Raw genomic sequence first — 25,798 nt, 5'->3', positions numbered from 1 at the left:
GCATGTGACCTTCAGGTGACGAGGATGGTTGCCCTCGGGGCGGGGACTACCCGTGCCTGATCCGCAGGAAGGTCACCGAGTTCGCCGGGAAGGTGTACGTGAACTTCGTGGCGATCCCCGACACGGTCGACGTCACGGGCGTGACCGGGGTGTTCGTCTCGCTGTTCACCGAGTCCGGCTCACCGGCCAGGGTGGTCACCCGGGCTCGGGAGGCGACCTTCGCGCCGCCCAGGTCGATCGCCGTACGGGCGTCCGCGGACTGGGCGTTGACGACCTTGACGATCAGGTCGCCGGTGGCCGCGTCCTTGGTGACGACCTGGCGGAAGGGCTCGGCCGGCTTGTCGTCCTTGAAGCTGCCCCACTCCTGGCCGTCGAGGTAGAGGGTGACCTGGCGGCCGCGCACCTTGATGTCGATGTCGTAGGCGCGGCCGGTCTCGATCGACCCGGCCTTGGAGATCAGCGTCGACTTGCCACCGTCCGTGGCCTGTTCGACGGCGGACTGGGTGTTGTTCCAGCCGCCCAGGTTCCACCAGTAGTAGTTGCCGGTGTCCTTGACGCCGAAGGCGACCAGGAAGCCCTCCTTGCCGGACTTCTTGGTGGCCCTCACATGCAGGTCGTAGTCCTGCCAGCGCGGATCGCCCGCGGTCACCAGGGTGTTCTCGGCGGCGGCGTCGCTCTGGACGTAGGCCCCGTCCTGGATGCTCCAGCTGCCGGTGCCGTTGTGCGTCCACCGGGAGGCGTCACCGGAGAAGTCGTCGCTGAGCAGCGACGTGCCGTCCGCCGAGGTCACCTGCACATCGTCGTACGCCGCGCTGGTCGCCCAGGTCGACAGGCCGACGGCGCCGGTGATCGGGCCGCTGACGGTGGGGGTACCGGTCGCGGTGGAGGGGACGACGCGGTCGCCGACGTTGTTCATGAACAGCTTCTGGACCTCGTAGTTGGCGGAGTTCCAGGAGGCGTGGTTGTTGAACCAGATCAGGTCGGGCCGCCACTGCACATAGTCCTCGTTGGCGAGCAGCGGGGCGTACGAGGCAAGCTTGACGACGTCGGCGTTGCGCTCCAGGCCGGTCATGAACGCGGCTTCGGAGAGGGCGTTCTTGAGGGCGTTGCCCTGGGAGGCGTACTCGCCGAGGAAGACCTTGGGTCCTGAGCGGTCGTAGCTGTCGTAGCGGTCGTTGTTCTGGAGGAACCACTGCGGGCTGTTGTAGTAGTGCTCGTCGACCATGTCGACGTTCGCCTCGCGGTTGAGCTTCCAGGCGGTGTCGAAGGTCGAACCGGAGTCGTCGGGGCCGGAGTTGGAGACGACGGTGATGTCCGGGTACGCGGCCTCGATCGCGGCGCGGAACTTCAGGAAGCGGGCGAAGTACTCGTTCGGGAGGTTCTCCTCGTTGCCGACGGCGAGGTGGGTCAGGCCGAAGGGCTTGGGGTGGCCCATCGCGGCGCGCTTCTTGCCCCAGGTGCTGGTGACCGGGCCGTTGGCGAACTCGATGAGGTCGAGGGTGTCCTGGATGTGCCGCTGGAGCAGCGCCTCGTCGTCGGTGGCGCGGTTCTGGCCGCAGCCGGTGACCAGGGCGGGGACCACGGGCAGCGGCATGGCGCCGATGTCCTCGGAGAAGCGGAAGTACTCGTAGTAGCCGAGGCCGTAACTCTGATTGTATCCCCAGAAGTTGGCGTTGGTGGCGCGCTCCTCCACCGGACCGATGGTGTCCTTCCACTGGTAGGAACGCTTGCGCTGCCAGTTCGAGGACTCGCTGTAGTCCTGCATGGAGCCGGTGTTGACCAGGCAGCCGCCGGGGAAGCGGACGAAGGAGGGGTTGAGGGCCTCGATCTTCTGGGCGAGGTCCTTGCGCAGTCCGTTCGCCTGCTGCTTGTAGGTGTCGCGCGGGAAGAGCGAGACCATGTCGAGCGCGGCGGCACCGGAGGAGGCGACGGCGAGGCGGCCGTGGGAGCTGGTGCGGCTCGCGGTGAAGGTGGCGGTGTACTTCTTCCAGCCGCCCGAGACAGCGACCTGACGGGCCGTCGCGAGGGTGCCCGCCGCGTCCTTCAGACCGACGGTGAGGGTGGATCCGGCGTCGGCGCGGGCCCATACGGAGAAGTCGTACCGCTTGCCCTGCTCGACGCGGACACCGGTGTTGTATCCGGAGTTGGTGACGGCCGAACCGGCGCTCAGGGAGAGGTAGTTGCGGTTGCGCTCGTTCAGCCGGCCGGAGTCGTCGAGTACCTCGGCCGTGCCGGAGACCGCCCAGGAGGTGAGGGGGGTGTACGAGCCGTTGTCCGCGGTGGAGTACTCGAAGGACCGGTTCTGCACGAGCTCGGCGTACAGACCGCCGTCGGCGGCCCGGTTGATGTCCTCGAAGAAGACGCCGTACATGGTGTCGTCGATCTTCGCGCCCCGGTCCGTCGGGTCGACGGTGATCGCGTAGTCGGTGACGTCCTCGGCATGGGCGGGAGCGGGGACGAGACCGGCGGCCAACAGACAGGCGGTGGCCGTCAGGCCGTATCTCCAGCGGGTGCGTGACATGGATACTCCGCGGCTCGATTGTTCGAAATATCAGACACTGATCAGCACTTCGAACGGCAAGATAGGGAGGGGGCAGGAACGCGTCAATGGGTCGCGCAGGAACGGGTGGGGCGAAGTCGGGGGCGCCATGGGCGAGTTCAGGCCAGTGGGGATCACCGCCCACACCCGGGGGCGCTGTCAGTGGTGGCCTCTAGGGTGCTCGCCATGACCAAGTGGACACACCGCTCCTACGATCATCACGAGGTGAACGTCGTGTTCGCGCGCGGCAGTTCGCTCGACGCGCTCGCCGACGGACTGCGCCGCCTCGACCGGGAACCGCTCGACCGGGGCGAGGACGGGGGCTGGAGCTGGGCGGTGCATGACATGGTGAACGCGGAGATCGAGGACTTCGACCCCGTCAACTACCGGCGCGTGTGCCCGGACGGCACCGAGCTGGTCGTGTTCGTCACCGAGCCGTGCAGCGTCAAGGGTTTCCCGCCGGACTTCGAGTACTACCGCGACGGCCGGCTGATCCTGAGGTTCAGCTTCGAGGACCTGGGGCAGCGGGTGGGCGATGACCCCGACCACCTCTCCCCCGAGCTGCTGGCGGCGAACCTCATAGGCCCCGACTCCCACTGCCCGCACGAGGACGACCTCGGGCACGACTGCTGGGAGCACACCGAGGACGACCGGGGGCGGCTCATGAAGACCCTCGTCGGCCACTTCGCGCTGCCCTCGCCACCGCTGGCCGCCGAGTGGACGGCACGATGACCTGGCTGCCGACGGACTCCTTCGTCACCTGGTGCAGGGGCCTGGACGTGATCACGCTGTCCGGCTGGTTCACCGAGTCGGGCCGCCCGCCTGCGGCCACCGGGGAGTCGTCCGGCTGGGTCTGGGCGGTGCACGACGCCTACGCCACCGCTGAGCGTTACGGCGCCTGGGAGCGGGCGCGCGACCTCACCCGGGCGGACGGCGCGGAGAGCGTGTTCCTGGCCTCCACACCCGCGTGCGCGTGCCCGCACGGGCAGAACTACCTGGTTCCGCACTGCCCCCAGCACCCGTTCCAGTTCACGTACAGCCGGGGCGGTTTCGAGGGGACGCTGTTCAACCTCGGCCGGCGTCGGGAGTCCCGGCGCGGCGGCGGCATGCCGGATCTGCTAATACGCGAGCTGCTGGACGCGCGGATCGTCGGCCGGGACACCTCCCGCTACGACTCCGACCCCGACTTCAACGCGGACGGCGCACACACCCTGAACAACATCGCGGAGCACTTCGGACTGCCCACCACGGGCCTGCGCCCATGAGGGCCCTACGTCCGTGAGGGCTGCGGCGGCACCCCGTCGAACCGCAGGTTCCAGCGGCCCGCGCGGCCGGTGACGGTCGTCGTGGACAGGGGGCGGACGTCCAGGTTCCAGTAGGTCGCGGGCGGCGCCTTCAGGGCATACACCAGGGCGGCCCGGATCACCGAGGGCTCGGCCACGGCGACCACCCGGCTGCCGTCCTCCACAGGCCGGGTGTCGAGCCAGCCGCCGACCCGGGTGATGAACGTGAGCAGCGACTCACCGCCGTGCGGGGTGGCCCGGGGGTCCGCGAGCCAGGCGTCCACCGCCTGCGGCTCGCGGGCCATCGCCTCGCCCAGCGTCAGCCCGCGCCAGCGGCCCATGTCGCAGTCCCGCAGTGCGAGTTGCACCAGCGGGGCATAGCCGAGGGCGTCGCCGGTGGCGCGGCTGCGCGGGGTGGGTGAACAGCAGCGCAGCTCGGCCGCGGAGAGCGGCACCAGATCGTGGGCGTGGCGCTGCACCTCGTACCAGCCGGCCTCGTCGAGCGGCCGGTCGTCCTGGAAACGCTCGGCGAGCAGCGACGAGCTGCGCCCGGCGGCGACGAACGTGACCCGAAGTGACATGCCGCGATGGTGATTCGGGAAAGTCCGCAGGTCAAGAGGCGTTACCACCCAGTTACCCAGGGTGCGCGAAACCTTACTTCCAGGTCAGGACCAGCCGGACGAACTACCCGAAATCGAGAGGGAAGTGGCTCAGCCGACCTCGTCGTACGCCGCCCGCAGCCGCCGTACGCCTTCGGCGATCTCACCGGTTCCGGCGACCGCGGCGAAGCTCAGGCGGAGATGGGCGGCCGGGGGTTCGGCGCTGAAGTACGGGCGGCCGGGGGTGATCGCGACGCCCGCGCGCAGGGCGGCGGCGGTCAGGGCGGTCTCGTCGGTGCCGTCCGGCAGGCGCGCCCACAGGTGGTAGCCGCCGGACGGGATGTAGGGCAGGGCGAGTTCGGGCAGCTCGCTCAGCAGCGCGGCCGCCATCGCGTCCCGGCGCAGTCGCAACTCCGCGGAGATCGCCCGCAGATGCCGGGGCCAGGCGGGCGAGCCGACGAGTTCGAGGGCCGCCTCCTGGAGCGGGCGGGGCACGAAGAAGGTGTCCACGACCTGGATGGCGCGCAGCCGCTCCAGCACCGGCCCGCGGGCGGCCAGCGCGCTGACCCGGAAGCTCGGCGAGGTCGCCTTGGTGAGGGAGCCGACATGCACCACGACCCCGTCCGGGTCGTCGGCGGCGAGCGGACGCGGCAGCGGCCCCGCGTCCTCGTGCACCAGCCGCCGCACGAAGTCGTCCTCGACCACGAAGGCACCGGCCTCGCGGGCGATGCGCAGCACCTCGGCGCGGCGGTCGGGGGCGAGCACGGCACCGGTCGGGTTCTGGAACAGCGGCTGGCACACGAAGACCCGGGCGCCGGTGGCCCGGAAGGCGTCGGCGAGCAGGGCGGGGCGCACCCCGTCCGGGTCCACCGGGACCGGCACCGGGCGCAGGCCCGCCGCACGGGCGATGGCCAGCATGCCGGGGTAGGTCGGCGACTCCACCAGCACCGGGGCGCCGGGCGGCGCCAGGGCGCGCAGGGCGGTGGTGAGCGCGGACTGACCTCCGGCGGTGACCAGCACCTCCGCCGCCGTGACCGAGCCGCCGATGCTGCGGGCGAACCACTCGCGCAGCTCCGGCAGCCCCTCCATGGGCGGTCTGCCCCAGGCACCGGGACGCCGCCCGGCCCGGGAGAGCGCCGCCGCCATCGCCCGCTCCGGCTGGAGCGAGGGGTGCAGATAGCCGCCGTTGAACTCGATCACGCCCGGCGGTGGGGCGGCGAGCGAGATCAGCACCCCGGAGGCGTTCACCGAGCGCGGCACCAGCTCGGCGACACCGTCGGCGCTCAGTGCGACCTCCTGCCAGGAGGTGTCCCCGGCGGGCGCCGCCTCGGCACGCGGCCGGGCCCGGAAGGCCCCGGCGCCGGGCCGGGTCACCACCAGCCCCTCGGCGGCGAGCTGCGCGAGGGCCCGTGAGACCGTCACCGGGCTCACCCGGAACCGCTCGACGAGAGCCCGGCTCGACGGGAGCTTTCCACCGTAGGAGTAGCGGTCGAGTTCCCGCCGCAGCCGATCCGCCAGTTCACCGACACTGCTACGCTCTTGCATGAGAGCACAGAGTAGCACTATCGCGCCGAGCAGGATAGCGGTCGACACCCCGGGCCAGTCCCCCGCCGACGCCCCGACGAGCACCGCCACCGGCACCCTCCTCGCCGCGCTCGGTGTGACCGCCTTCTCCCTCACCTTCCCCGCCACCGCCTGGGGCCTGGAGGGGTTCGGCCCCTGGTCGCTGGTGGCCGTGCGGAGCGTTCTCGCCGCCCTGATCTCCGGTGCCTGTCTGCTGGCGCTGCGCGTACCCCTGCCGGACCGCAGGCACTGGCCGGGGCTCGCGATCGTGGTCGCCGGAGTGGTCGTCGGCTTCCCGCTGCTGACCACGCTCGCGCTCCAGACCTCCACCACCGCGCACGCCGCCGTCGTGGTCGGCCTGCTCCCCCTGACCACCGCCCTGTTCTCCGCCCTGCGGATGGGCACCCGCCCCTCACGCACCTTCTGGACGGCCGCGCTGGCCGGTGCCGCCGCGGTGGCCGCCTTCACCGTGCAGCAGAGCGGCGGCGCCCTCACCTCCGCCGATCTGTACCTCTTCGGCGCTCTGCTGGTGTGCGCGGCCGGCTACACCGAGGGCGGTCGACTGGCCCGGGTGATGCCGGGCTGGCAGGTCGTGGGCTGGGCACTGGTGCTGTGCCTGCCGCTCACCCTCCCCGGCGCCGTGCTGGCGCTGTCGCAGGAGCCCTTCGCGCTCACCGCGCACAGCGTCACCGGACTGCTGTGGGTGGCGGCCGGTTCCCAGTTCCTCGGCCTTGTCGTCTGGTACCGGGGCATGGCGGTCATCGGCGTCCCGAAGGCCAGCCAGTTGCAGTTGGCGCAGCCCCTGCTCACACTGGTGTGGTCGGTGCTGCTGCTCGGCGAGCAGCTCACCGTGGCCGCCCCCTTGACGGCCGCGGCGGTGCTCGTCTGCATCGCCGTCACCCAACGGGCCCGCGGCTGAGTGAGCCCGTACGACCCACTTCCCACCGCCGCCGCGGGCCGTAGACTCATGGCCACGGACCGCTGCTCCCGCTTTCGCTGAGGAGGCCTCCAGATGCGTGCAACCGTGGGCGACCAGCTTGTCCAGCACGGCAGGGTGGTCGGACAGCACGACAAGGTCGGCGAGATCGTCGAAATCCTGGGCCAGGAGGGCCATCCCCCGTACCGCGTCCGCTTCGAGGACGGTCACGAGGGCCTGTGCTCCCCCGGCCCCGACACCGAGATCCGGCACAAGGACACCGCGCGTTAGGTCAGCGCGGGGGCGGCGCCGGCCGCTGATAGTGGTCGGCCACCACCCGCGCCATGGCCGCGATCCGGTCCGCCGCCATCTCCCGCGCGGCGAAGAAGACATGCCCGCGCGCCTCCGGATGGTCCTTGGCCAGCGCGAGATGCCGGGACAGCTCGGCCGGGTCCTGCCAGGCCGCGGCCTGCGCCGGGTCCCCGGCCCGGTACAGCGCCTCACCGACGTACAGCCGGGTCCCGGTGCCCCGCGTCGCCTCCGCCCACCAGGGCAGCAGGACGCCGTAGTCGGCGGCGGCGTAGCCGATGTGCCAGTACAGCTGCGGGCAGATGTAGTCGATCCAGTTCTCCCGGACCCACTTGCGGGTGTCGGCGAAGAGGTCGTCGTACGACTGGAGCGCACGGGTGTCGGAGCCGCGTGAGTCGGTGCTCGCGTTGCGCCACACCCCGAACGGGCTGATCCCGAACCGCGTGCCCGGCCGGACCTGCTGGATGCGGTCGGACATCTCGGCGACCAGCCGGTCGATGTTGTGGCGCCGCCAGGCGGCCCGGTTCGGGAAGCCGCCGCCGTAGCGGTCGTAGGCCACGTCGTCGTCGAAGGTCTGGCCCGCCAGCGGATACGGATAGAAGTAGTCGTCGAAGTGGACGGCATCCACGGGGTACTTGCGCACCGCGTCCAGGATCGCGTCCTGCACGAAGGCGCGGACCGCGGGCAGCCCGGGGTTGTAGTAGAGCCTCCCGCCGTGGCCGACCACCCAGTCCCGGTGGCGGCGGGCCGGGTGCGCGGCGACCAGCTTGTTCAGGTCCGTGTGGTTGGCGATCCGGTACGGGTTGAACCAGGCGTGCAGTTCCAGACCGCGCGCGTGCGCCTCCTTCACGGCCGTCCCGAGCGGATCCCAGCCGGGGGCCTTGCCCTGGGTCCCGGTGAGCACGGCCGACCAGGGCTCGTACGGCGAGGGCCACAGCGCGTCGGCCGTCGGCCGCACCTGGAGGATCACCGTGTTCAGCCGGCGCCGTACCGCCGTGTCCAGGTGGGCGATCAGCTCGGTGCGCTGCTGCGCCGCGGTCAGCCCCGCCCTGGAGGGCCAGTCGCGGTTGGCCACGGTCGCCAGCCACATGCCCCGCATCTCGGCGGCGAGGTGCCGCCTTCCCTGAGCGGCCGACGCTCCCGATCCCGTCGAGAGGGTCGCCAGCGCGGCCAGGGCGAAGGCCCTGCGCGTGACTCGGCCCATCCTCAGCACCCCCAAGTGCACAGCGGATCCGCACCGTCACGGACCGTCTCCGCGCCTCAGAATGCCCGACCCCAACGATCGATCATCGATACTTGGGAGTAACGTGCACGAACGGAGCAGGGCACCGGAACCCGGCGGACCTGCCCACAGCCGAATGACAGCGAAAGGGACGATGTGAGCGACATCGAACGCGTCGGAGTGGTGGGCTGCGGCCAGATGGGAGCCGGTATCGCCGAGGTGTGCGCCCGCTCCGGTCTGGATGTGAAGGTCGCCGAGACCACCGGCGAGGCCCTGGAGATCGGCCGCACCCGGCTGTTCAACTCCCTGGCCAAGGCTGCCGAGCGCGGCAAGATCAGCGCGGAGGAGCTGGCGGCGACCCAGGCCCGGCTCAGCTTCACCACCGATCTCGGCGAATTCGCGGACCGCGATCTGGTGATCGAGGCCGTCGTGGAGAACGAGCAGGTCAAGACCGAGATCTTCCAGGTGCTCGACCAGGTCGTGACCCGGCCTGACGCCATCCTGGCCTCCAACACCTCCTCCATCCCGCTGGTGAAGCTGGCGGTCGCCACCTCGCGGCCCGACCAGGTCATCGGCATCCACTTCTTCAACCCCGCCCCGGTGCAGAAGCTGGTCGAGCTGATCCCTGCGCTCACCACCTCCGAGGGCACCCTCAGCCGCGCCCAGGGCTTCGCCGAGAAGCTGCTCGGCAAGCACGCCATCCGCGCCCAGGACCGCTCGGGCTTCGTGGTGAACGCGCTGCTGATCCCCTACCTCCTCTCCGCGATCCGGATGTTCGAGTCCGGCATCGCCAGCCGCGAGGACATCGACAACGGCATGGAGCTGGGCTGCGCCCACCCGATGGGCCCGCTGAAGCTCTCCGACCTGATCGGCCTGGACACCGTCGCCTCGGTCGCGTTCTCGATGTACGAGGAGTACAAGGAGCCGCTCTACGCCGCTCCCCCGCTGCTCCAGCGCATGGTCGACGCCGGCCGCCTGGGCCGGAAGTCCGGCTCGGGCTTCTACACCTACGGCTGATCACGACCTACGGCTGATTACGGACGGTCATATTCCGGCCAAGCGCACGGGCCCGGCACCTCAGAGGGTGCCGGGCCCGTCGTATTCACACACCGTGTGCACGCCAAGCCCGCATATGCCCGTCGCACACTCTCCCCACGCGCTCACCAGGCGAGTTCACTTTTGCTGCGCATGCAAGGGACGAGACACGATTACGGAAGGGAGCGGAAAAGTGACCGCCGATCCCGAGCATCCCGTCGTTCAGGGAGAACTCGCAGAGTTACGGCGCCGCCTCGATGTGGGACATGCCCGAGTCGAGGGAGGGCTGGCGCTGCTCACCCACCGCACCGAAGAGACCGCCAAGGAGCTCAACGAACTGATCACCCGGGTCTGCACCCTGGAGCACTCGCGCTGGCCGCTGCCCGCGGTCGCCGCCCTCTGCGCCCTGGGTGCCCTCGCCGTGGCGGTATGGCAGGCACTGGGGCGATGAGGTCAAGGCACGTCCTGCCCGAGCCTGAGGTGGTGCAGCAGCAGTAACGCGGCCGCCATGTTGGCGGCCGGGACCTCCCCACGGGCGACCATGTCGGGGACGAGTTTGAGGGGCACCCATTCCCGACGGTCCGATTCGAAGTCGTCCACGGGGTGTCCGACGTACTCACCCCCGTCGGCCCAGTAGATGTGGTGCCGGGCGTCGGTGAGTCCGTTGGACGGCTCCACGCTCATGAGGTGGTGCAGGGGTCCCGGCCGCCAGCCGGTCTCCTCCTCCAGTTCCCTGGCGGCCGCCACGGCGATGTCCTCGCCGTCCTCGACCACTCCGGCCGCGAGTTCCCACCCCCAGCTGTCGGTGATGAAGCGGTGGCGCCACAGCAGGAGGACTTCATTGGCCTCGTTGACCACTGTGGCGACGGCGACCGGGCGGAGCCGGATCAGGAAGTGGTCCAGGTGCCGGCCGTCGGGCAGCTCCACGTCTGCCAAGTTGACGGTGAACCAGCGGTTTTCATACACAGTTTGCTCGTTCTGTTTCGTCCACTGCATGGTTCTGCCACCTTCCGTCGAGTAAGTGGCAATATCGCAGCAGGGACTATGAGCTGTCGGTGTTCGAGTACCGGGCTTGCACCGGCCTAAAGCGGTACGCGCAGTGCGCCGTCGATGAGTTCGGCGGCTTCGGAGGTACCGGCACAGCCGCTGCGCACCAGGTATTCGCGCACCGCCCGGAGTCTGTCGCGCAGGCGCTGCGACTCCATTCCTCTGGCCTGTTCGGCCATCTGCACGGCCGTGGCCACCGCCTTGTCCGCGTGGCCCTGACGCAGTTCGATCGTGCTGAGCATGGCGAGCCGGTGCACCCGGCCCCGGTCATGGGCGGGATTGTCGACGGCCGCCGCGGCATGCTCCCCGGCCGCCGCCAGCTCGCCGAGGCTCAACAGCGCCTCCGCCACCTGGACATTGACCAGGCCCGGCTGGACATAGCCCGTTTCATCGGGTTCGTATCCGCGCCGGATGCGTTCGGCGGCCTGCTCGGCACGCCGGATGCAGGACAGGGCGCTCGTGCCGTCGCCGAGGTGGGCGTACGCCTTGGCCTGCATCGCGTACAGATCGGAGGCGAGCGCGGGGGTGATGTGCTTGCCCGCGGCGCGCAGGGCGGCCTCCGCGAAGGCGACGGCCTGCCGGAACTCCCGCATGAACAGCGCCTGGTTGACCAACAGGGCGATCACATAGGCGCCGAGCCCCCGGTCGCCGCTGGCCTTCGCCAGCCGCAGCGCCTGGTGGAAGTAGCGCTGGGCCAGTCCGTGCGCGTCGGAGTCATAGGCGCAGATCCCCGCGACGGCGACCAATCCGCCGGTGGCACGGTGGAGTTGGCGGCCGGTGGCGTCGGTGTAGCTGCCGCGCAGCAGCGGGGCGGCCTCGGCGTTGAGGAAGCCGACGATCCGGGTGCGGGTCGCGATGCCGCCGGCCTTGCGGTACATCTGCTCGTAGTGGGTGCGGGCGGCCCGCAGCATCTGGATGTCGGCCGGGGTGACGCGGTGCCGGCCACCCCGCGAGACGTCCACGTCCTCGGGCGGGTTCTCCCACTCCCACACCGGCATCACGGCGGGGGTGCCGGTGACCGCGGGGGCGCCCAGTATGTGCGGGCGCTGCTGTTCGTCGGAGCGCCACAGCGCGGTGGCCCGCTCGACGAAGCCGGACAGCGAGGTGCCGTGCGGGGCGGAGGGCTCGCCGGGTACGCCGAGTCCGATGTCGTCGAGGGTGACGGGCCGTTGGAGTCGGCCCGCCAGTACCTCGCAGATCAGGTCCGGGACCTGGCCGCGCGGCCGCTGCCCCTTCAACCACCGTGCCACGGCGGTGTGTTCGTATCTGAGCGCGAGGCCGCGCGCACGGCCCGCCTGGTTCACGTGTGCCGCCAGCCCCGCGTGCGAGATCCCGGCCTCGTCCAGGATCGCGTCGAGCAGAGTGTTGGGCTGCATATATGCCCCCCGGATCGCTCGGTGCCGTCAGAGTAGTGGTTCCGCCTTCACACGGGGTGTGAACGGAGTGCTCGAATCCGGGCTGTGTGCACACTGTCGCGGAGAGTTTCCAACCGGTTGACTGAATTGCCTCGCAAAGAGGCCGGCCGGGCCGCCGGCTCCCCCTCGTACAGTGCGGCGGCCCGCATCCGCGCCGTCCGCCCAGCTGCCTGCCCGACACTCCGTGGCGGGGCGGACGGCCGCCGTCGGCTGAGCCGCACGACCAAACGCCGTTGCGCTAAAGGTGCGTTGTCGGCTGCGGGTGCGTTGTGGCTGGTCGCGCAGTTCCCCGCGCCCCTAAAGGGTGGGTTCGATCGTTCCGCAGGATCAGCAACGCGATGTCGTCGGCCGGTGTCCCTCCCGCATGGCGCATCAGCGCCCTGAAGACCGTGCGAAGGATCAGTTGCGGGGCGTTGGGCTGGGCGTGGGCCGCGCCCACAAGTGCCGCCCGTAGGGAAAAGAATTGGCCACGCGCGTCGCGTGCGTCCTCGACACCGTCCGTGTACAGCACGAGCGCCTCGCCCGGCAGCACTCGACCCGCGTGAACGGGCGGCAGTTCGTGCGGGAGCGGGAACGGGCCGAGCGGTGGCAGTGGATCCGCGCGAGCCAGCAACTCGACCGTCGTGCCGCTCACCAGATACGGCCATGGATGCCCGCAGTTGAGGGCCCACACTTCGCCGTCCTTGCGGATCTCCAGCAACAGGACCGTCGCGAACTCCTCCGCCGCGGGGTGTTCGTCGCGGGAACGCTCGCGTAAGTGACGGTCCAGGGCGCGCTCCAGTCGGCGCAGTACCCGGTCCAGGTCGGGCTCGTCGTGGACCGCCTCGCGGAAGCTGCCGAGCAGGGCCGCGGCCGTGCCGACGGCGGCGATGCCGTGCCCTCGGACGTCACCCATCACCACCCGTACACCGTGCTCGGTGGCGATGACCTCGTACAGGTCGCCGCCCACGCAGGCACCTCGGTCGGCGGAGAGCTGGGCGGCGGCGATGTTCAGTCCGTCGATACGCGGGGGCAGCGGCCGCAGCAGCACGCGCTGCGCGACTCCGGCGACCCGGCGGATCTGCCGCAGCTCACGCAGCAGCGCCTGGCGGACATGGAGTATCAGGCCGGTGCCGACCGCGAAGAACACGGCGCTGGTCACGACGCGCGCCCCGAGGGCGTCCGACTGGGCGAGCGGGCAGGCGAGCTTGTAGGTGATCGCCGTCGCGCCCCAGGCGGTGGGCAGCCCCAGCGCGAGCAGCCGACGCGGAACCGCAGCCTTGATACGGATCATGCGGTGGCCCCCCATGTAGGCCCAGTCAACGCAGAATCGGACCGACCCCGAAAGGCCGGTCCGATTCTGTCGACCGCATGGCCCGGAAGGACCAGTTCGCCCAGAAACCTCACCCGATTGAGTGAGGTGACTGTGAGATGTGTGCTAGCCCCGCAGGACAGCCCCGGTGCGCTCGCCCGCCAGGGCGACCGCCGCGTCCCGAGCCGCCGAAGCCTCGTCCACCGTCAGCGTGCGGTCCGACGCCCGGAACCGCAGCGCGTACGCCAGCGACTTCTTGCCGTCACCCAGCTGCTCCGCGTTCTCGTACACGTCGAACAGCCGGATGGCCTCCAGCAGGGAACCCGCGCCTTCACGCAGCGCGGCCTCCACGTCGGCGTGCGGTACGAACTTGTCGACGACGAGGGCGACATCCTGCGTGGCGACCGGGAACGAGGAGATGCTCGGCGCCTGCGGCACACCGTCGCCGACCTGCTCCAGCGCGTCCAGGTCCAGCTCCATCGCGCAGGTGCGCGCGGGCAGCCCCAGCGCCTTGAGCACCCGCGGGTGCAGCTCACCGGCGTGGCCGACGACCCGCTCGGCGCCGTCGACGACGACCGCCAGCTCGGCGCACCGGCCCGGGTGCCACGGCCCGTACTGCCCGGACCGCACGAGCAGTTCGGCGCCCGTCTCCGCGGCGACGGTCCGCGCGGCCTGCACCGCGTCGGCCCAGCCCGCCGGACGGCCCGCGCCCCACCAGCCAGCCTGCTCGCGGGCGCCCGCGAGGACGACGGCGACATGGCGCGGCTGCTCGGGCAGGACCGAGTTGAGCTCGGCGATCTCCTCGTCCGTGGGACGCCGGTCCACGGGCAGGTGGGCGGCGGTCCGCCGCTCCTCGCGCGGGAGGAAGACCAGACCGGTCTCGAACAGGGCCAGGTCGTGCGAGCCCCGTCCGTCGTTGCGCCGCAGCGCGCCGAGCAGGCCCGGCAGCAGCGACGTACGGAGCGCGGGCTCCTCGTCGTTGAGCGGGTTGGTGAGCTTCACGACCCGGCGGGCCGGGTCCTCGGCGTCCAGACCGAGCTGGTCGAAGACCTGCTCGCCGATGAACGGGTAGTTCGGCGCCTCGACGTACCCGGCACCCGCCAGCGCGCGGCCGACGCGGCGGTGCAGCCGCTGGCGGTGCGTCAGACCACGGCCGGACGGCGGCTTGGGCAGCGTGGAGGGCAGGTTCTCGTAGCCCTCGAGCCGGATGACCTCTTCGGCCAGGTCGTTCTGCTCCAGCAGGTCGGGCCGCCAGGACGGGACGGTGACGATCAGCTCGTCCTGCCCGTACACGTCGCAGCCGACCTGCTGGAGGCGGCGGACGACGGTCTCACGGCCGTACACGACGCCCGCGACCTTGTCGGGGTGGTTCGCCGGGACGGTGATGGTGTGCGGCGCGGAGGGCGCGATGACCTCGGTGACCCCGGCCTCGGCGGTGCCGCCCGCGAGCAGCACCAGCAGGTCGACCGTGCGCTGGGCCGCAGCGGCGGCGGCAGCCGGGTCGACGCCGCGCTCGAAGCGACGGGACGCCTCGGAGGACAGCTTGTGGCGGCGGGCCGTACGCGCGATGGCGACCTGGTCGAAGTGGGCGGCCTCGATGACCACGTCGGACGTGGCGTTCTCCAGGTCCTCGTGGTCGGCGATCTCGGTGTTGGCGCCGCCCATGACGCCCGCGAGGCCGATGGGGCCGCGGTCGTCGGTGATGACCAGGTCCTCGGAGTGCAGCTTCCGCTCGACACCGTCGAGGGTGACGATCTTCTCGCCCTCCTCGGCGCGCCGGACGCCGATCGTGCCCTGGACGAGGCCACGGTCGTAGGCGTGCAGCGGCTGGCCCAGCTCCATCATCACGTAGTTGGTGACGTCGACGGCCAGCGAGATCGGGCGCATGCCGACCTTCTGGAGCCGCCGCCGGAGCCAGATCGGGGAGCGCGCCTCGGGGCTCAGACCGATGACGGTGCGGGCGGTGAAGCGGTCGCAGCCCATCGGGTCGGAGACCTGCACCGGGTAGCCGAAGGCGTTCGGCGCGGGCACGTCGAGCAGCGCCGGGTCGCGCAGCGGCAGGCCGTAGGCGATGGCGGTCTCGCGGGCGACGCCGCGGATGGACAGGCAGTCGCCGCGGTTGGCGGTGACGGCGATGTCCAGGACCTCGTCGACCAGTTCGAGCAGCTCGATGGCGTCCTTGCCGACCTCGGTCTCCGGGGGCAGCACGATGATGCCCTTGGTGCCGTCGTCGCCCATGCCCAGCTCGTCGCTGGAGCAGATCATGCCGTGGGACGTCTTGCCGTAGGTCTTGCGCGCGGAGATCGCGAAGCCGCCGGGCAGCACGGCGCCCGGGAGGACCACGACGACCTTGTCGCCGACCTGGAAGTTCCGGGCGCCGCAGACGATCTCCTGGGGCTCACCGGTGCCGTTGGCCTGGCCGACGTCGACGGTGCAGAAGCGGATCGGCTTCTTGAACTCCGTCAACTCCTCGATGGTCAGCACCTGTCCGACGACCAGGGGGCCCTTGAGGCCGTCGCCGAGCTGCTCGACGGTCTCGACCTCGAGTCCGGCCGAAATGAGCTTGGCCTGTACGTCACGGCCGGTCTCCGTCGCCGGCAGGTCGACGTACTCCCGCAGCCAAGAAAGCGGGATCCGCATCAGATCTCCATCCCGAACGGCCGGGTGAACCGGATGTCACCCTCGACCATGTCTCGCATGTCCTCGACGTTGTGGCGGAACATCAGCATCCGCTCGATGCCGAACCCGAAGGCGAAGCCGCTGTACTTCTCCGGGTCGACCCCACAGGCGGTGAGCACCCGCGGGTTGACCATGCCGCAGCCGCCCAGCTCGATCCAGCCTTCGCTGGAGCAGGTGCGGCAGGGCCGGTCGGGGTTGCCGACGGACTCGCCCTTGCAGACGTAGCAGAGCATGTCCATCTCGGCGGACGGCTCGGTGAAGGGGAAGAAGTTCGGCCGCAGCCGGGTCTTCATGCCCTCGCCGAACAGGGACTGGACCATGTGGTCCAGGGTGCCCTTGAGGTCCGACATGGTGAGGCCCTCGTCCACGGCGAGCAGCTCGACCTGGTGGAAGACCGGGGTGTGGGTGGCGTCCAGCTCGTCGGTGCGGTACACGCGACCCGGGCAGATCACGTAGACCGGCAGCTCACGGTCGAGCAGCGAGCGGATCTGCACCGGCGAGGTGTGGGTGCGCAGCACGACACCGGACTCGGTGCCGCCCTTGGGGCCCTCGACGAAGAAGGTGTCCGCCTCGCCGCGTGCCGGGTGGTCCGGGCCGATGTTGAGGGCGTCGAAGTTGAACCACTCGGCCTCGACCTGGGGGCCCTCGGCGACCTCGTAGCCCATGGCCACGAAGATGTCCTCGATGCGCTCCGAGAGCGTGGTCAGCGGGTGGCGGGCGCCGGCCGGTACCCGGTCGTGGGGCAGCGTGACGTCCACCGCCTCCTCGACCAGCACGCGCGCGTCGCGCTCGGCCTCCAGCTCGCTCTGGCGACCGGCGAGCGCCTTGTTCACGGCGCCTCGGGCCTGGCCGACGAGCTTGCCCGCGGCGGCCTTGGCGTGCGGGGGCAGGGCGCCGATCTCGCGGTTGGCGAGGGCCAGCGGGGAGGTGCCGCCGGTGTGGGCGACCTTGGCCTCCTGGAGCGCGTCGAGGGAGTCCGCGGCGGCGAAGGCGGCGAGCGCCTCGTCCCGCATGCGCTCGATCTCTTCCGGTTTCAACGCCTCGACCTCGACAGGGTCGTACGACTTATTGGGTGCCGACATCTCTTCCCGTGCTTCCGATTGGCTGGCGGATGGTCCCCGTGACCGGCGCGGTGGGCCGTGAGCAGGACACAAAGGTGCCAAAGGCCGAGTCTAACGGGGTGAGGCTGGGCGAATGCGCCCGTGGCCGTCAGGCGAGATACGCCGGTGCGGCCACGGGCAACGTAAATCGGAACTCGGCGCCGCCACTGACGGCGCGGCCGACCGTGATGGTGCCGCCGTGGGCCTCGACGATGCCCTTGACGATGTAGAGCCCGAGGCCGGTGCCGCCGCGCTTGCTGCCCCGCCAGAAGCGGGTGAAGACGCGGTTCATGGACTCCTCCGGGATGCCGGACCCCTCGTCGCTCACCGTGACCGACGTGCCGGTGTCCTCGCCCTCTCGGGGGGACGCCGTGGGCGTGACGTCAATCGTGACGGTTCCCTCGCCGTGCCGCACCGCATTTTCCAGCAGGTTGCTCAGCACCTGGTCGACCTTGTCGGGGTCGGCCCACAGATCGGGCAGCGGCTGCTCAAGGCGCAGCAGGAACCGGTCGGCGGGCTGTCCGGCAGCGACGTACGCCTGGATGTGCCGTCCCACGGCCGCACCGATGTCGACGGGCTGGCGCCGGACCTCAAGGCGGCCCGAGTCGATCCGCGAGATGTCCAGCAGCTCGGCGATGAGCCGGGTGACGCGGTCGGCGTCGGCGTCGACGGTCTCCAGCATCAGCCGCTTCTGGTCGTCGGTGAACCTCTCCCACTTGGCGAGGAGGGTCGCGGTGAAGCCCTTGACGGAGGTGAGCGGCGAGCGCAGCTCGTGGGCGACGGTGGCGATCAGCTCGGCATGGCTGCGCTCGGTGCGGCGGCGGGCCTCGGTGTCCCGGAGGGAGACGACGACGCGGCGGACGGGACCGGTGGGCTCGGCACGCACGTACCGCACGGACACCAGCACTTCCCGACCGCCCGGCAGCAGCAGATTCCGCTCGGGCTGGCGCACCCGGATCGCCAGTCCGCCGTACGGATCGGTCAGCTGCCACCAGCGGCGGCCCTCGAGATCCTCTAACGGCAGGGCCTCCTCCAGCCGCTGCCCGAGGGCCTCGGCGGCGGAGACGGCGGTGATGCGCTCGGCGGCGGCGTTGAAGCAGACGACGCGCCCCTGCTCGTCGGCGACGACGAGTCCGTCGGGGAGGTCGTCGGGGTCGAGACCGAGCTCGGCGAGCTCACCGGACCGGGGCGCGGGCGGGCGACGCACGTCCCGTGCTCCCGGTGCGCTGCTCGTGCCGACACTCATCCCCGTACCCCACCTCTCAGAACGGCTGAGGGGCCCCGAGCTGGTCACCCTACTAGCTCTCGGTGACGGAGCGGCACCCTCCGGAGGCGCGCTGTGCACGGGCCGACGCGTAGAGACATACGGCTGCGGCGGTGGCGAGGTTCAGACTCTCGGCCTTCCCGTGGATCGGTACGCGCACGACGGCGTCCGCGAGCGCGCGGGTCTCCTCCGGAAGCCCCCAGGCCTCGTTGCCGAACACCCAGGCGGTCGGCCCGCCCATCGTTCCCTTGTCCAGCTCGTCGTCGAGATCGTCCTCCCCGGCCCCGTCGGCGGCGAGGATGCGCACCCCGGCGTCCTTGAGCCCGGCGACGGCCCGCTCGACCGGCACTCCCACGGCCACGGGCAGATGGAACAGCGATCCGACGGATGCGCGTACGGCCTTGGGGTTGTAGAGATCGACGGAGGCGTCGGTCAGTACGACGGCCTCGGCACCGGCCGCGTCGGCGCACCGGAGCACGGTCCCCGCGTTCCCGGGGTCGCGCACATGGGCGAGCACGGCGACGAGCCTCGGCCGGGCGGCGAGGATCTCCTCGAAGGAGGTGTCGAGGAACCGGCACACACCGACCAGCCCCTGCGGCGTGACGGTGGTCGAAATATCGGCGATGACCTGCTCGGACGCCAGATGCACCCGGGCCCCGACGGCGCGGGCCTCGGCGATGATGTCGGCGTACCGCTCCGCTGCCTCGACGGTGGCGAACAGTTCGACGAGCGTGTCCTCGAACCCGGCCGCCTCCCGCACCGCCTGCGGCCCCTCGGCCAGAAACAGCCGCTCCTTCCCCCGAAAGTTCCGCTTGGCCAGCCGCCGCGCGGCGGCGACCCGGGGGGAACGGGGGGAGATCAGCTCGGGGCTGGCGGAAGGCATGCGCATCACTTTCGGCAATCACGTTCCATGGACAATGCAACGGACCCGCAGGCCAAAGCCCGCGGGTCCGAGTGACGTCGGCTCAAGCCGAGCGCAGCGTCACGCCGCCTTCGGGGCGTTGACGTCCGCCGGCAGCGCCTTCTGCGCGACCTCGACCAGCGCGGCGAACGCGGTGGCGTCGTTCACGGCCAGCTCGGCGAGGATCTTGCGGTCGACCTCGACGTTGGCGGCCTTCAGGCCCTGGATGAAGCGGTTGTACGTGATGCCGTTGGCGCGGGCAGCGGCGTTGATGCGCTGGATCCACAGCTGGCGGAAGTCACCCTTGCGCTTCTTGCGGTCGTTGTAGTTGTAGACCAGCGAGTGGGTGACCTGCTCCTTGGCCTTGCGGTACAGGCGCGAACGCTGACCGCGGTAGCCGGAGGCCTGCTCCAGGATCGCCCGGCGCTTCTTGTGGGCGTTGACTGCCCGCTTGACGCGTGCCACTTGTTAACTCCTTGTAGCGGGGCCGTGGGTGTCCTCACACGGCCCGAATTCGATTGGGTCCCGGTCCTGACGTACGGCGCCTGGGCGCCGATGCGTCACTTGCCGAGAAGCTTCTTGATCTTCTTGGCGTCGCCCGGGGCCATCTCGGCGTTGCCGGTGAGGCGACGCGTCACGCGGGACGACTTGTGCTCAAGCAGGTGGCGCTTGCCGGCGCGCTCACGGAGCACCTTGCCGGAGCCGGTGACCTTGAAGCGCTTGCTGGCACCGCTGTGCGACTTGTTCTTCGGCATAGCGCCGTTATCTCCTCGTCAGTGGCGTTCCGGTGCCCGGTCGCAAAACCGGGCACGGTGGAACGTCGCTCTTCCTTGTCAGTTACATCCTGGGGACTCGCGCCCCCGGGGATCACGCCTCGGCGGGAGCCTCGGCAGGTGCCTCGGTCTCCACGGCGTTCTCGGAGTCCGCGGCGTTCTGCGACTTGCCGGGGTTGGCCTTCGCGTCTGCCTTGCGGGCTTCCTGCGCCTGGCGGGCCTCGGCCATCGCCTCGGTCTTCTTCTTGTGCGGACCGAGGACCATGATCATGTTTCGGCCGTCCTGCTTCGGGTTCGACTCGACGAAACCGAGGTCCTGGACGTCCTCCGCGAGACGCTGAAGCAGTCGGTAGCCCAGCTCGGGCCGGGACTGCTCGCGACCACGGAACATGATCGTGATCTTGACCTTGTCGCCCTGCTTGAGGAACCGGACGACGTGACCCTTCTTGGTGTCATAGTCGTGCGGGTCGATCTTCGGCCGGAGCTTCATCTCCTTGATGACCGTGTGCGCCTGGTTCTTGCGCGCCTCACGGGCCTTCATGGCCGACTCGTACTTGAACTTCCCGTAGTCCATGAGCTTGCACACGGGCGGACGGGCGTTCGCCGCGACCTCGACCAGGTCCAGGTCGTACTCCTGCGCGAGCTCCAGTGCCTTCGCCAGCGGGACGATGCCCACCTGCTCGCCACTGGGACCGACAAGTCGCACCTCGGGAACGCGAATCCGGTCGTTGATGCGGGGCTCGGCGCTGATGGATCCTCCTCGGTTAGCACCACACGGCGGTCTGGCGGACAGCCGCGTATGTCTGTTTGACATAGGACCAACCATCGCGGCGCATGAAAAATGCCCCGGACGGGACACAGGCGGGGCTCCTGGAATGCCGGAACACCGCCGCAGGTCAACCGCGGGGCGTAATATCGGGCGACTCCACCGTCCGTACGGAACGGTGGTGGCCGCCTGACCGGTGACCCGCCGCCCCGAGGGGCGATCAGGTGGGAGTTCGGAGCCTCCACTTGTGGGCCGGACACATACGTGTTCGGCCGGTCGTCACCCAAGGTTAGCAGCTCCGCCCGGACAGAGCTAACCGAGGCACTGTCCGGCCCCGCTCCGCCGTACGCCTATCGTGGGCCTCATGAGTGACACCTCCCCCTCGGACAGCCCCGAGACGCCCGACTTCGACGAGATGACCCGCGACATCGCCGAGGTCCCCGCCGTCGAGGTGATCGTGACGGTCGCCGTGAACCTGATGAGCGCCGCCGCCGTGAAGCTCGGTCTGACCGAGGAGGGCGACAAGTACAAGGACCTGGACGAGGCCCGCAAGCTGGTGAGCGCCCTCGCCGGTCTGCTCGACGCGAGCACCACCGAGATCAGCTCCTTCCACGCCGCCCCGCTCAAGGACGGCCTGAAGTCGCTCCAGCTCGCCTTCCGCGAGGCGTCGATCGTCCCGGACGAGCCGGGCCAGGGCCCGGGCGAGAGGTACACGGGCCCGGTCTACGGCTAGTCCGTCATCTGACGTAAAGGGGCTCGCCCGGTGGCGTGGCCTCGGCCGGCAGCAGTGCCAGGTCGAGCCCGCGCACCAGGCGGGCCCTCAGTGTTTCGTCGGCGGCGATGCGCTCGGCTACCGCGCGGGCGGCCTGGGCGGGGGCGGCGGCCGGGTCCAGTACGAGGGCCAGGGTGCCGTCGGCCCGTCCGGGCCCGAGGTGGGCTCGGAGCACGGCCGGCTCGGCGGCCACCGCGGCCCGTACCGCCGCCACCACCGCCGGATCGGCGAGCGGATCGGCCGACGTGCGGCCCTCGGCGAGGGCGAGCAGCGCCGGTCCCGTCAGCTCGAACGGCACCGGTCCCGACATGTCCAGCACGATGGTGTCCGCCTTCTCGTGCGAGGCGGCCTCCAGGGCCTGGTGCAGGGCCACGGCGACCGGGCGGGCCGCCGGGTCCCAGCGGGCGAGGGAGTCGATGGAGCTGAAGGCGGGCAGCGCCTTGCGGTCACCGGCCCGCAGGGTCGGTACGGCCATGTCGCTGGTCTTCTCGCGGCGCAGGCCGTTCTCGTCCTCCTCCACCTCGCCGAGGACGGCCACGACCGGAACGAGCAGCCGGGCGCCCTTGAGCGCCGCCAGCACCGGTGCCACGGCGGTGCGGTCCTCGGACCAGGCCGTGAGCGCCGCGCTCAGGGCGGGGTCGACGGAGCCGTCGTCGTCGGAGAAGGGGGAGTCGGGAATGTTCTTGTTCGCCACGGTCACCGACCCTATCGGGGGGCTGCTGCTGCGCTTGTGCGGGCCCGGAAACACGATCGTGACGCAGTTCACCGGAATCTCAGATTTCCCTGACCCAGATCTAACGTCCGTCTAACGGCGGGCACAGTCACCGGCCCGACCATCGCGAGCATGGAGTCCTCCAGAGCGCGCAGGCACCGTGTTCCGCTGCTCCACCTCGCCCTCGCCTCCGTGGTCGTGGTGGGCGGTACGGCCGCGGGGACGGTGTACGTACAGGCGCAGGCGCACCCTCGGGAGGCGGCCGTATCGTCGTCGGCGACGCCTTCGGCGACGCCGTCGGTGGTGGCGGCGAGTGGGGAGGCGAGCGTGGAACCGGTGACGCGGCCGACGGTGGACCGGGCGGCGCTCCTGGCGGACGCCATGGAGTCGGTGAGCGTCCCGGACGGCGCTGAGGTGTCGGTGGCGGTGCTGGACATGGACTCCGGTGAGAGCGCCACGTACGGGGACGGCTCCTTCGACACGGCGAGCATCGTGAAGGTCGACATCCTCGCGGCGCTGCTGCTCCAGGCGCAGGACGCGGGGCGGGGGCTGACGGCGGCGGAGAAGTCGTACGCCACCGCGATGATCGAGAACAGCGACAACGCGTCGACGTCGGCACTGTGGGAGACGATCGGCAGGGCGGAGGGCCTGGCCGCTGCCAATGAGCGCCTGGGGCTGACGGCCACCGAGGGCGGCGAGGGGATGCTGTGGGGGCTGACGCAGACCACCGCGGCGGATCAACTCACGCTGCTTCAGCAGGTGTTCGATGACGAGTCGGAGCTGAGTGAGGCGTCGCGGGCGTATGTGCGGGGGCTGATGGGGCGGATCGCCGTGGATCAGCGGTGGGGTGTCTCGGCCGTGGCGGACGGCTCGGAGTGGGCGCTGAAGAACGGCTGGCTGCCGCGGAGCACGACGGGGCTGTGGGACATCAACAGCATCGGGCGGGTGACCGCGGACGGACGGGAGTATCTGGTGGCCGTGCTGTCGGACGGGCACACGACGAAGGCGGCGGGGGTCGCGCTGGTGGAAGCTGCGGCCCGGGCGGCCGTATCGGTGTTCGCCGGGGACTAGAAGTCGTCGGGGCGGGTGCGGCGGCCGCGCCAGAGGAGCACCGCGGTCACCAGCAGGACTCCTCCGGCGCCGCCCGCGAGCGGGGCCGCCCAGCTCGTGGTGTCGTCCGCCGCCTTCGCGGTGTCGGGGCCGGAGCCGAAGTACTCGTCGCCGTACGCCTTCGACCGCAGGCCCCCGGGCTTGAGGCCGGCCGCCTTCTCGATGGCGGCGGCGGGGTCGATGAAGCCGTAACCGCGGGAGTCGTCGCGGCCGCCGGCGGGGGCGTTGCGGGCGGTGTCCTCCAGCAGCTTCTTGATCTGGGCCGGGGTCAGGCCGGGGTGGGCGGCCTTGACCAGGGCCACGGCGCCGGAGACGAAGGCCGCTGCGGCGCTGGTGCCCCAGCCCTCGTAGTACTTGCGGTCCGGGTCGGCGATGATGACGTCCACGCCGGGGGCGCTGACGGTGGCGTACCAGCGGCGGGTGGAGAACGAGGCGCGGGTGCCGAACTTGTCCACCGCGGTGGCGGCGATGACACCCGGGTAGGCGGCCGGGTACGAGATGTGGTCGCCCTTCTCGCCGCCGTTGCCGGCCGAGGCGACAACGACGGCGCCCTTCTTCAGGGCGTACTGGACGGCCTCGTCCTCGGCGGGTTCGGGGTGGGCGGACTTGGAGTCGTCGCCCAGGGAGAGGTTGATGACGTCGGCGCCGTGGTCGGCGGCCCAGCGGATGCCTTCGGCGAGGGCGTTGCCGCGGGTGGTGCGGGCCTTGGCGCGGGCGGAGTCGCCGTCCTCCAGGATCACGCGGACGGGGAGGATCTTCGCCTCGGGGGCGATGCCCATGACGCCGTCGGCGTTGTCGTAGCCGTGTCCGTGGCCCGCGATGATGCCGGCCATCGCGGTGCCGTGCCGGGCCCAGGCGCGGTCGCCGCGGCCGGCCCCGAAGCCGACCAGGTCCTTGCCCCGGAGGACGTTTCCGTCGAGGTCGGGGTGCTCGCCGTCGACGCCGGTGTCGAGGACGGCGACGGTGATGCCCTCGCCCTTGGTGGTCTGCCAGGCCTCCTGGGTGTGCATGGCTTCGAGGGCCCACTGCCGGCTGCGTATGCCGTCGGCGTGCGCGGTGGTGGGGACCAGGGCGAGGGAGGCGGCGAGGAGAACGCTGAGCAGTCCCGTACGGCGCGCGCGACGGGCGGTCACGAGGCCTGCTCCGTGGCGTAGGGGCCGACCTGTTTGCGCAGGGCGCGCTCGATCCGGTCGGCGAGGCCCTTCGCCTCGTGGCCGAGACCGGCCTGGGCGGGGGCCGTGGTGGCGCCGGACTCCATGGCCTCCGCGGCGGACTGCGGCTCGTCGACGGTACGGCCGTCGGCCCAGCCGGAGACGGAGTAGACGACGACCGGGGCGTCGGTGAGGACGGAGACGGTCCAGGTGGCGCGCTCGTCGTTCGCGAAGCCGGGGCCGTACGGGCGGGGCATCAGGTCGGTACGGCGGTCCAGTTCCTCGTCGGTGAAGCGCTTGGCGAGGGAGGCCATGGCGGTGGCGTCGGCCTTGGTGAAGAGCAGGCCGACGGTGGTGACATAGGTCCGGGTGGCGTCGGTGTAGGTGGCGCGCAGCAGCCGCTGGCAGCCGACGGGGGCGAGGGCCTTGCGCAGGAGCGGGTCGAAGGCGTCCCGGCACCCACTGTCCGGGGCGACGGCGATCCGCGTCCAGGAACGGTCGGCGCCCCCGGGTCCGGCGCCCTGCCCCGCCACACGCGTGGGGAACAGCCGGTCGACCGGCACGCTGTGCCACAGACTCCGCGCGGCGACGAAACTGTCCCGGGCCCCGGCGGCCTCGGAGTCCCCGACGAGCCAACTCCCGGTGACGGCGCCTCCGACGAGCCCGAGCCCGAGCACCAGACAAGCGGCGACGGCGACAACCCGAGCGCCACCCCGCCCCCCGAACCTTCGGCGCTCGTCATGCACCTCCGGCTCCCCGAGCGACACGATGGGCCGCCCCCCGGCCGCGGGACTCACCGGAGCACTCCAGGAGAGAGCCGGATCGGGGGCACGCACAGCACCCGCGTCCTGCCCGATGGGCCGAAGCCGCCTGGTCGTCTCGGAGGGGTTCTCAGCCGGAGCCACGGACAGAGCGACCGGAGGGTGGGGGCGCCGGGAAGGAGGCGGGGGTACGGCGGGACGCGCGGGGGCGTCCACGGAGCCGCCCGCGCGAGTCGACGCCGGGGGCGAACCGGCCGGGCGGGGCGGGACTCCGGGCGGGGAGGCAGGGCTCTGGGCCGAAGCCCCGGAAGTGGCCGGGTGCGCGGGCGTGCCGTTGGCGCCCGGCGAGCTGGTCGTGGGGCGCGCGGGTGCGCTGGGGGAGCCGGTCGGGTCGGTCACGGGACGCGCGGGTGCGCTGCTGAGGCCCGTAGGGCTCGTCGTGGGACGCGCGGGCGTGCCGGTGGAGCCCGTCGGGCTCGTCGTCGGGCGCGGGGGTGTGCCGTTGGGGCCCGTCGCGTGCGGCGGAGTGCGGCGGCTCGGGGGTTCGCGGCGCGGTTCGGGGGACGCGGGCGGTGCCGTGTCCGGGAAGC

24 protein-coding genes and 1 pseudogene are annotated in these 25,798 nt (G+C 71.2%); 8 read left to right on the top strand and 17 right to left on the bottom strand.

Features of this window, described 5'->3' with window-relative positions:
* Positions 1–46: 46 nt before the first annotated feature.
* Positions 47–2,521 carry an alpha-L-arabinofuranosidase C-terminal domain-containing protein gene (locus tag BN159_RS34695; RefSeq protein WP_015661711.1) on the bottom strand — a complete coding sequence of 825 codons (2,475 nt, stop codon included), beginning with the start codon at positions 2,519–2,521 and terminating at the stop codon, positions 47–49.
* A gap of 204 nt (positions 2,522–2,725) precedes the next feature.
* On the opposite strand from BN159_RS34695, the gene BN159_RS34690 reads away from it, so the two are divergent.
* Positions 2,726–3,271 carry a hypothetical protein gene (locus tag BN159_RS34690; RefSeq protein WP_041820295.1) on the top strand — a complete coding sequence of 182 codons (546 nt, stop codon included), beginning with the start codon at positions 2,726–2,728 and terminating at the stop codon, positions 3,269–3,271.
* Positions 3,268–3,804, top strand: a complete 537-nt coding sequence (locus BN159_RS47220) for a hypothetical protein (protein WP_015661709.1) — start codon at positions 3,268–3,270, stop codon at positions 3,802–3,804. Before BN159_RS34690 ends, BN159_RS47220 begins: the two co-directional genes overlap by 4 nt.
* Before the next feature lie 5 nt (positions 3,805–3,809).
* Here the strand turns inward: BN159_RS47220 and BN159_RS34680 are convergent, their stop codons facing one another.
* Together BN159_RS34680 and BN159_RS34675 are read right to left on the bottom strand one after the other, a co-directional pair.
* Positions 3,810–4,403 carry a histidine phosphatase family protein gene (locus BN159_RS34680; RefSeq protein ID WP_015661708.1) on the bottom strand — a complete coding sequence of 198 codons (594 nt, stop codon included), beginning with the start codon at positions 4,401–4,403 and terminating at the stop codon, positions 3,810–3,812.
* A 129-nt stretch (positions 4,404–4,532) separates the two neighbouring features.
* On the bottom strand, positions 4,533–5,966 hold the full coding sequence (locus BN159_RS34675) for an aminotransferase-like domain-containing protein (protein ID WP_041820293.1): 1,434 nt from the start codon (positions 5,964–5,966) through the stop codon (positions 4,533–4,535).
* On the opposite strand from BN159_RS34675, the gene BN159_RS34670 reads away from it, so the two are divergent.
* Positions 5,965–6,903, top strand: a complete 939-nt coding sequence (locus BN159_RS34670) for a DMT family transporter (RefSeq protein ID WP_041820290.1) — start codon at positions 5,965–5,967, stop codon at positions 6,901–6,903. The genes BN159_RS34675 and BN159_RS34670 overlap by 2 nt on opposite strands.
* A 93-nt stretch (positions 6,904–6,996) precedes the next feature.
* Entirely contained in the window at positions 6,997–7,191 is a 195-nt protein-coding gene (locus BN159_RS34665; protein WP_015661705.1) for a DUF1918 domain-containing protein, read from the top strand.
* Between the two features lies 1 nt (position 7,192).
* Here BN159_RS34665 and BN159_RS34660 read toward each other — a convergent pair whose 3' ends face one another.
* Positions 7,193–8,413 (bottom strand): glycoside hydrolase family 10 protein, encoded by a 1,221-nt coding sequence (locus tag BN159_RS34660; protein ID WP_041820287.1) that lies wholly within the window; start codon positions 8,411–8,413, stop codon positions 7,193–7,195.
* A gap of 174 nt (positions 8,414–8,587) precedes the next feature.
* Here BN159_RS34660 and BN159_RS34655 point away from each other — a divergent pair, with 174 nt between their 5' ends.
* Together BN159_RS34655 and BN159_RS34650 are read left to right on the top strand one after the other, a co-directional pair.
* A complete protein-coding gene (locus BN159_RS34655) occupies positions 8,588–9,448 on the top strand; it encodes a 3-hydroxybutyryl-CoA dehydrogenase (protein ID WP_015661703.1) in 861 nt (286 codons plus the stop codon).
* 211 nt (positions 9,449–9,659) lie between these two features.
* Entirely contained in the window at positions 9,660–9,917 is a 258-nt protein-coding gene (locus BN159_RS34650; RefSeq protein ID WP_015661702.1) for a hypothetical protein, read from the top strand.
* Positions 9,918–9,919: 2 nt separating this feature from the next.
* On the opposite strand, the gene BN159_RS34645 is transcribed toward BN159_RS34650, so the two are convergent.
* The 10 genes and pseudogenes from BN159_RS34645 to infC form a co-directional block, all read right to left on the bottom strand.
* Positions 9,920–10,462 (bottom strand): NUDIX hydrolase, encoded by a 543-nt coding sequence (locus tag BN159_RS34645; protein ID WP_015661701.1) that lies wholly within the window; start codon positions 10,460–10,462, stop codon positions 9,920–9,922.
* 86 nt (positions 10,463–10,548) lie between these two features.
* On the bottom strand, positions 10,549–11,889 hold the full coding sequence (locus tag BN159_RS34640; RefSeq protein WP_015661700.1) for a hypothetical protein: 1,341 nt from the start codon (positions 11,887–11,889) through the stop codon (positions 10,549–10,551).
* 277 nt (positions 11,890–12,166) lie between these two features.
* The gene (locus BN159_RS34635; protein ID WP_015661699.1) at positions 12,167–13,201 is read right to left on the bottom strand and encodes a PP2C family protein-serine/threonine phosphatase; all 1,035 of its coding nucleotides are present in this window, start codon (positions 13,199–13,201) and stop codon (positions 12,167–12,169) included.
* A gap of 144 nt (positions 13,202–13,345) precedes the next feature.
* Positions 13,346–15,859, bottom strand: a complete 2,514-nt coding sequence (gene pheT, locus BN159_RS34630; protein WP_015661698.1) for a phenylalanine--tRNA ligase subunit beta — start codon at positions 15,857–15,859, stop codon at positions 13,346–13,348.
* The gene (gene pheS, locus BN159_RS34625) at positions 15,859–16,980 is read right to left on the bottom strand and encodes a phenylalanine--tRNA ligase subunit alpha (protein ID WP_015661697.1); all 1,122 of its coding nucleotides are present in this window, start codon (positions 16,978–16,980) and stop codon (positions 15,859–15,861) included. The genes pheT and pheS overlap by 1 nt, the downstream gene beginning before the upstream one ends.
* A 127-nt stretch (positions 16,981–17,107) precedes the next feature.
* A complete protein-coding gene (locus BN159_RS34620) occupies positions 17,108–18,244 on the bottom strand; it encodes a sensor histidine kinase (protein WP_015661696.1) in 1,137 nt (378 codons plus the stop codon).
* 52 nt (positions 18,245–18,296) lie between these two features.
* A complete protein-coding gene (locus BN159_RS34615) occupies positions 18,297–19,145 on the bottom strand; it encodes a TrmH family RNA methyltransferase (RefSeq protein WP_041822110.1) in 849 nt (282 codons plus the stop codon).
* Positions 19,146–19,244: 99 nt separating this feature from the next.
* Complete coding sequence (rplT, locus tag BN159_RS34610; protein ID WP_004933571.1) at positions 19,245–19,628, bottom strand: 50S ribosomal protein L20; 384 nt, start codon at positions 19,626–19,628, stop codon at positions 19,245–19,247.
* A 95-nt stretch (positions 19,629–19,723) separates the two neighbouring features.
* Positions 19,724–19,918, bottom strand: coding sequence for a 50S ribosomal protein L35 (gene rpmI / locus BN159_RS34605; protein WP_015661694.1), 195 nt, complete (start codon positions 19,916–19,918; stop codon positions 19,724–19,726).
* 112 nt (positions 19,919–20,030) lie between these two features.
* A pseudogene (gene infC / locus BN159_RS34600) lies at positions 20,031–20,712 on the bottom strand (translation initiation factor IF-3).
* A 354-nt stretch (positions 20,713–21,066) separates the two neighbouring features.
* On the opposite strand from infC, the gene BN159_RS34595 reads away from it, so the two are divergent.
* A complete protein-coding gene (locus BN159_RS34595; protein WP_015661692.1) occupies positions 21,067–21,435 on the top strand; it encodes a DUF1844 domain-containing protein in 369 nt (122 codons plus the stop codon).
* Between the two features lie 4 nt (positions 21,436–21,439).
* Here BN159_RS34595 and BN159_RS34590 read toward each other — a convergent pair whose 3' ends face one another.
* On the bottom strand, positions 21,440–22,168 hold the full coding sequence (locus BN159_RS34590; RefSeq protein WP_041822109.1) for an SseB family protein: 729 nt from the start codon (positions 22,166–22,168) through the stop codon (positions 21,440–21,442).
* Between the two features lie 150 nt (positions 22,169–22,318).
* Here BN159_RS34590 and BN159_RS34585 point away from each other — a divergent pair, with 150 nt between their 5' ends.
* On the top strand, positions 22,319–23,257 hold the full coding sequence (locus tag BN159_RS34585; protein ID WP_041820275.1) for a serine hydrolase: 939 nt from the start codon (positions 22,319–22,321) through the stop codon (positions 23,255–23,257).
* Here the strand turns inward: BN159_RS34585 and mycP are convergent.
* The gene (gene mycP / locus BN159_RS34580) at positions 23,254–24,429 is read right to left on the bottom strand and encodes a type VII secretion-associated serine protease mycosin (protein WP_015661689.1); all 1,176 of its coding nucleotides are present in this window, start codon (positions 24,427–24,429) and stop codon (positions 23,254–23,256) included. The genes BN159_RS34585 and mycP overlap by 4 nt on opposite strands.
* Positions 24,426–25,193, bottom strand: a complete 768-nt coding sequence (locus BN159_RS34575) for a hypothetical protein (protein WP_408055022.1) — start codon at positions 25,191–25,193, stop codon at positions 24,426–24,428. Before BN159_RS34575 ends, mycP begins: the two co-directional genes overlap by 4 nt.
* Between the last annotated feature and the right edge of the window lie 605 nt (positions 25,194–25,798).

It is taken from the genome of Streptomyces davaonensis JCM 4913 (assembly GCF_000349325.1).
In the GTDB taxonomy this organism is placed as follows: domain Bacteria; phylum Actinomycetota; class Actinomycetes; order Streptomycetales; family Streptomycetaceae; genus Streptomyces; species Streptomyces davaonensis.
Note: the sequence above shows the minus strand (reverse complement) of the source record. Positions and strands in the feature narration are given on the sequence as shown.

Bases quoted from the DNA above. Each gene is read 5' to 3' on its own strand.
- BN159_RS34695 (WP_015661711.1), bottom strand. From the start codon at position 2,521: ATGTCACGCACCCGCTGGAGATACGGCCTGACGGCCACCGCCTGTCTG.
- BN159_RS34690 (WP_041820295.1), top strand. From the start codon at position 2,726: ATGACCAAGTGGACACACCGCTCCTACGATCATCACGAGGTGAACGTC.
- BN159_RS47220 (WP_015661709.1), top strand. From the start codon at position 3,268: ATGACCTGGCTGCCGACGGACTCCTTCGTCACCTGGTGCAGGGGCCTG.
- BN159_RS34680 (WP_015661708.1), bottom strand. From the start codon at position 4,403: ATGTCACTTCGGGTCACGTTCGTCGCCGCCGGGCGCAGCTCGTCGCTG.
- BN159_RS34670 (WP_041820290.1), top strand. From the start codon at position 5,965: ATGAGAGCACAGAGTAGCACTATCGCGCCGAGCAGGATAGCGGTCGAC.
- BN159_RS34675 (WP_041820293.1), bottom strand. From the start codon at position 5,966: ATGCAAGAGCGTAGCAGTGTCGGTGAACTGGCGGATCGGCTGCGGCGG.
- BN159_RS34665 (WP_015661705.1), top strand. From the start codon at position 6,997: ATGCGTGCAACCGTGGGCGACCAGCTTGTCCAGCACGGCAGGGTGGTC.
- BN159_RS34660 (WP_041820287.1), bottom strand. From the start codon at position 8,413: ATGGGCCGAGTCACGCGCAGGGCCTTCGCCCTGGCCGCGCTGGCGACC.
- BN159_RS34645 (WP_015661701.1), bottom strand. From the start codon at position 10,462: ATGCAGTGGACGAAACAGAACGAGCAAACTGTGTATGAAAACCGCTGG.
- BN159_RS34640 (WP_015661700.1), bottom strand. From the start codon at position 11,889: ATGCAGCCCAACACTCTGCTCGACGCGATCCTGGACGAGGCCGGGATC.
- BN159_RS34635 (WP_015661699.1), bottom strand. From the start codon at position 13,201: ATGATCCGTATCAAGGCTGCGGTTCCGCGTCGGCTGCTCGCGCTGGGG.
- pheT (WP_015661698.1), bottom strand. From the start codon at position 15,859: ATGCGGATCCCGCTTTCTTGGCTGCGGGAGTACGTCGACCTGCCGGCG.
- pheS (WP_015661697.1), bottom strand. From the start codon at position 16,980: ATGTCGGCACCCAATAAGTCGTACGACCCTGTCGAGGTCGAGGCGTTG.
- BN159_RS34620 (WP_015661696.1), bottom strand. From the start codon at position 18,244: ATGAGTGTCGGCACGAGCAGCGCACCGGGAGCACGGGACGTGCGTCGC.
- BN159_RS34615 (WP_041822110.1), bottom strand. From the start codon at position 19,145: ATGCCTTCCGCCAGCCCCGAGCTGATCTCCCCCCGTTCCCCCCGGGTC.
- rpmI (WP_015661694.1), bottom strand. From the start codon at position 19,918: ATGCCGAAGAACAAGTCGCACAGCGGTGCCAGCAAGCGCTTCAAGGTC.
- BN159_RS34595 (WP_015661692.1), top strand. From the start codon at position 21,067: ATGAGTGACACCTCCCCCTCGGACAGCCCCGAGACGCCCGACTTCGAC.
- BN159_RS34585 (WP_041820275.1), top strand. From the start codon at position 22,319: ATGGAGTCCTCCAGAGCGCGCAGGCACCGTGTTCCGCTGCTCCACCTC.